Source organism: Martelella sp. UBA3392, assembly GCF_002358775.1.
In the GTDB taxonomy this organism is placed as follows: Bacteria; Pseudomonadota; Alphaproteobacteria; order Rhizobiales; family Rhizobiaceae; genus Martelella; species Martelella mediterranea.
The window spans coordinates 1-3,995 of record NZ_DEPM01000189.1 but is presented as its reverse complement, the minus strand read 5'-3'; the positions used below and the strand labels follow the sequence as shown (position 1 = coordinate 3,995).

Here is a 3,995-nt window from a genome sequence, read left to right as displayed (position 1 = left end):
CCATTCGATCTCCGCTTCGCGGGCAAGGGCTTCGGGCGTCACAGCGGCGAGCGCATCGAGGAAATGGACCTGGAACGAGCCGGGCCCTTCCGCCCGCCCATGCGCGCGGCTGCCGGCGACGCCGTAATGGGCAAGCGCTGCAATGGTCGCTTCGAAGGCATCCGCGCGCCATGCGCCGGCATAGCCGCCGACCAGCGCCGTCAGCGCGCAGCCGAGCGCCGTCACCCGCGGCATCAGCGGCGATCCGCCGCCGATGCGGGCGCTGCGCGTGCCGTCGGTCACGAAGTCGCGTTCGCCGGTGACCGCCACAACCATGTTGCGCTCGTTTGCAAGCGTCTTCGCGGTTTCCTCGGCGGCTGCAACGCTGTCGCCGGCGTCCACGCCCTTGCCGGCGCTGGTGGCGCCCGAGAAGGCGAGGATTTCGGAGGCATTGCCGCGCAGGATCGTGGGCCCGAGATCAAGCAGCTCAAGGGCTGCCCTGGCGCGGAAGCCGGTGGCGAAATGGGCGACCGGATCGAATACCCACGGCGTTTGCTTGCCGTTCGCTGTCTCGATCGCGGCCTTCATGCCGGCAAGCCAGTCGGGTGAAAGCGTACCGATATTGATGGTGACCGCCGAGGCAATGCCGGCAAACTCGCCGGCTTCCTCTTTCGCATGAACCATCGCCGGAGAAGCGCCGGCGGCGAGCAGCACATTGGCTGCGATATTCATCGCCACATAATTGGTGATGCATTGCGTAAGCGGCGCGTCTGCGCGCATTTTCTGCAAAATGGGGGCGATATCGGCCATCGGCGTCCTCCTTGTTTATCGCGGAGGAACTCGGGCGCCAAAGCGAAGACCCGAGTGACTCCCTCCGCCGGCATGATCCGGATCAGGTTCCAAGGGTTCATCTCAGCCGGCTTACGCCGACGCCCCTGTCGCTCTAGCGGCGTCGTTATAGCAGAAAAAACCGCCCCGGAAAGAGGCGGTTTTACTCTGGCTCGGGATCGCGCCATGCGGTGTCGCCGCATGGCCCGGTGGTCGCCAGAACGGATGCGAGATTGCGATCTTTAACCGCCTGCTCGACGAAGCGCTGCCGCTCGGGCGAAAGCTGGTCGGCGAGATTGTCCTGGTTCCAGGCGCGATGCCGAAAAATGAATTCGTCGTCGAACAGGCGCTGTTCCTCGGCCGTCCGCGTGTCCTTCAGGCTTTCCCGCAGATAGGACAGCACATCCGGGTTCAGCGGCGTCATGCCTTCGCCGTCATCGGTGATGAGAAATGAAAGAAGGGCCGCCTCGCTGCCTCTTGTCGCCGCGTCTTGCAGGCGCTCCATCAGTGCAGCGAATTCGACTTCGCCCTCCGTCTCCGGGTTACGGGAAAAACGGCCGCAATAGATAAGGTCGCTGTCGGAGAGTTTTTCCTTCGCAAGCCGGAACATGGCCATCACATATGGCAAGGTCATGCAGGTAGTGAGATCGTCGAAAGCACTGTCTGTCTGGATGTACTGACGCCACAATTCGTATTGCGTCTCGGACGTTCCCTCCCGGGCGAAGTCCGGGTAGCGCTCCGTATAAAGTTCGTAATGCCGGCGGAGATAGTCGCCACAGTCAGGCACACGCGGATTGAAGTCGCGTTCACTGACCACGAACTCCCACTCCTCGAAAGTCATCTCCGATCTTGTCGGTTGCGGATGCGTTTCGAACGACCAAGCAAGTGTCTCACAGGCGAACAGGCTGCACGCCCCAAAGGCCATCATCAACCGAAGTATCATCCCGCAAGTTTCCCACAAAATACCCGCTCTGGTAGTGCAAGGGTAACATTGGTTTCCGGGCAAAAGAAGATGGAGATCAATTGAAAATGGCCACTGACAGTTCACGTTGCCGCGAGTTGATTGCGTCCCAGCGGGAAGCAGAAGGCTTCCTGAAGCAAGCCGTCGAAGATGAGGCGCGAAACAAGCAAGAGGTCGATAGACTTGAACGATATGTAGCTGATAGCCAGAACGTGCTGATACGGCTGGAGCAGGAGCTTTCGACCATTCTGGCTGGAGCCGTTGACCTGCTGCGCACTCTCACGCGAAGAAAGCGACCGCTGCCCTTTTTGAAGGCGGAAAGCGCACCGGAGGTTGTCGCTCAGGCAAAAATGATCGCCAACGAGCGGGAAAATCTAAAGGAAGCAAAAGAAATTCTTGCATACCGAAGGGAGCAACTGGCACAGAATAGGCGAGATATACCTTACTTCCGTCAGTCGCTTCAGAGAATATTCGCGCTTCAGAAAGAGCACGGTTGTTAGATCCACAACGAAAATTTGCTTGACTGAAATCGCCTCCGGATAGCCTCATAAATAGCGCTTCATGCAAGGCATTTGAGAGTGCGTCCGCGTTTTTTGCGCGGACGCTCCTGCTTTACTTCATCGTCGGCATCGAGAATTCGGCGCCGGCGCGGATGCCCTTGGGCCAGCGCTGGGTGATGGTCTTCAGGCGGGTGTAGAAGCGAACGCCCTCCGGGCCATGCATGTGGTGGTCGCCGAACAGCGAGGCCTTCCAGCCGCCGAAGGAGTGGAACGCCATCGGAACCGGGATCGGCACGTTGACGCCGACCATGCCGACCTTGATCTTGTGGGCGAATTCGCGGGCGGCATCGCCATCGCGGGTGAAGATCGCCGTGCCGTTGCCGAACTCGTGGTCGTTGATCCACTGGGCAGCCTCGTCATAGCTCTTGGCGCGGGCGACCGAGAGGACCGGGCCGAAAATCTCTTCCTTGTAGATTTTCATGTCAGTGGTCACCTTGTCGAACAGCGTCGCGCCGACGAAATAGCCGTTCTCGTAACCCTGCAGCTTCAGGCCGCGGCCGTCGACCACCAGTTCGGCGCCTTCTTCCACGCCCGAATCGATGTAGCCGGTGACGCGTTCAAACGCTGCCGCCGTCACCAGCGGGCCCATATCGGCTTCCGGATCGGTGCCGGGGCCGACCTTGAGGGCGGCAATGCGGGGCTTCAGCTTGTCGATCAGCCGGTCGGCGGTCTCGTCGCCCACGGGCACCGCGACCGAGATCGCCATGCAGCGCTCGCCGGCGGAGCCGAAGGCCGCGCCCATCAGGGCGTCGGCGGCCTGGTCCATGTCGGCATCGGGCATCACGATCATGTGGTTCTTGGCCCCGCCAAGCGCCTGGCAACGTTTGCCGTTCGCGGTCGCGGTGGTGTAGATGTAGCGCGCGATCGGGGTCGAGCCGACGAAGGAAACGGCCTCGATATCCGGGTCGTTCAACAGCGCGTCGACAGCTTCCTTGTCGCCCTGGACGACGTTGAAGACGCCATCGGGCAGGCCCGCTTCCTTCAGCCATGCGGCAATCAGCAGCGAGGCGGAGGGGTCGCGCTCGGACGGCTTCAGCACGAAGCAGTTGCCGGCGGCCAGCGCGATCGGGAACATCCACATCGGCACCATGGCCGGGAAGTTGAACGGCGTGATGCCGGCGACCACGCCGAGCGGCTGGCGGATGGCATAGCTGTCGACGCCGGTGCCGACATTTTCGGTGTATTCGCTTTTCAGAAGCTGCGGGGCGGCGGTGGCGAACTCGACCACTTCCATGCCGCGCTGGATTTCACCGAGCGCGTCGGAATGGACCTTGCCGTGCTCTGCGGTGATGACGGCCGCCATCTCGTCGATCCGGGCTTCCATGATCGACAGGAACTTGTTGAGGATACGGGCGCGGCGCAGCGGCGTGGTCGCCGCCCAGTCCGGGAACGCCGCCTTGGCGGCCTCGACGGCGGACCGCACATCGGCGGTGCTTGCCAGCGACAGCTCGCCGCTCTGCTCGCCGGTTGCGGGGTTATAGGTCGGCACGGTGCGGGTGCTGGTTCCCGCAAATGGCTTGCCGCCGACAAAATGTTGAATCGATTTCATGAGTATTCCTCCGGTGATGCTGCCTATGAGGCTTTTGGGATTTTGAAGCCATCGATCTCCCCGCTTGAGGGCAAGGCTGTTTTCCATGGCCTTTCCGCATAGCCCCCAATCTTCTCGC

At 61.7% G+C, this 3,995-nt stretch carries 4 protein-coding genes and 1 riboswitch; of the genes, 1 reads left to right on the top strand and 3 read right to left on the bottom strand.

Annotation, left to right across the window (positions count from 1 at the left end; genetic code table 11):
• Together thiM and B4E36_RS14570 are read right to left on the bottom strand one after the other, a co-directional pair.
• The coding region (thiM, locus tag B4E36_RS14575) for a hydroxyethylthiazole kinase (RefSeq protein WP_345900507.1) at positions 1 to 789 on the bottom strand (789 nt) is incomplete at its 3' end.
• 42 nt (positions 790 to 831) lie between these two features.
• A riboswitch (TPP riboswitch) is annotated at positions 832 to 926 on the bottom strand.
• A gap of 44 nt (positions 927 to 970) precedes the next feature.
• Entirely contained in the window at positions 971 to 1,738 is a 768-nt protein-coding gene (locus B4E36_RS14570) for a hypothetical protein (RefSeq protein WP_292056273.1), read from the bottom strand.
• A gap of 92 nt (positions 1,739 to 1,830) precedes the next feature.
• Between B4E36_RS14570 and B4E36_RS14565 the strand changes: the two genes are divergently transcribed.
• Positions 1,831 to 2,268 (top strand): hypothetical protein, encoded by a 438-nt coding sequence (locus tag B4E36_RS14565; RefSeq protein WP_345900506.1) that lies wholly within the window; start codon positions 1,831 to 1,833, stop codon positions 2,266 to 2,268.
• A 112-nt stretch (positions 2,269 to 2,380) separates the two neighbouring features.
• Here B4E36_RS14565 and B4E36_RS14560 read toward each other — a convergent pair whose 3' ends face one another.
• Positions 2,381 to 3,877, bottom strand: a complete 1,497-nt coding sequence (locus tag B4E36_RS14560) for a CoA-acylating methylmalonate-semialdehyde dehydrogenase (RefSeq protein ID WP_345900505.1) — start codon at positions 3,875 to 3,877, stop codon at positions 2,381 to 2,383.
• Between the last annotated feature and the right edge of the window lie 118 nt (positions 3,878 to 3,995).

What these genes read in the sequence shown, in the direction of transcription:
- B4E36_RS14560 (WP_345900505.1), bottom strand. Translation starts at nt 3,877, where the DNA reads ATGAAATCGATTCAACATTTTGTCGGCGGCAAGCCATTTGCGGGAACC.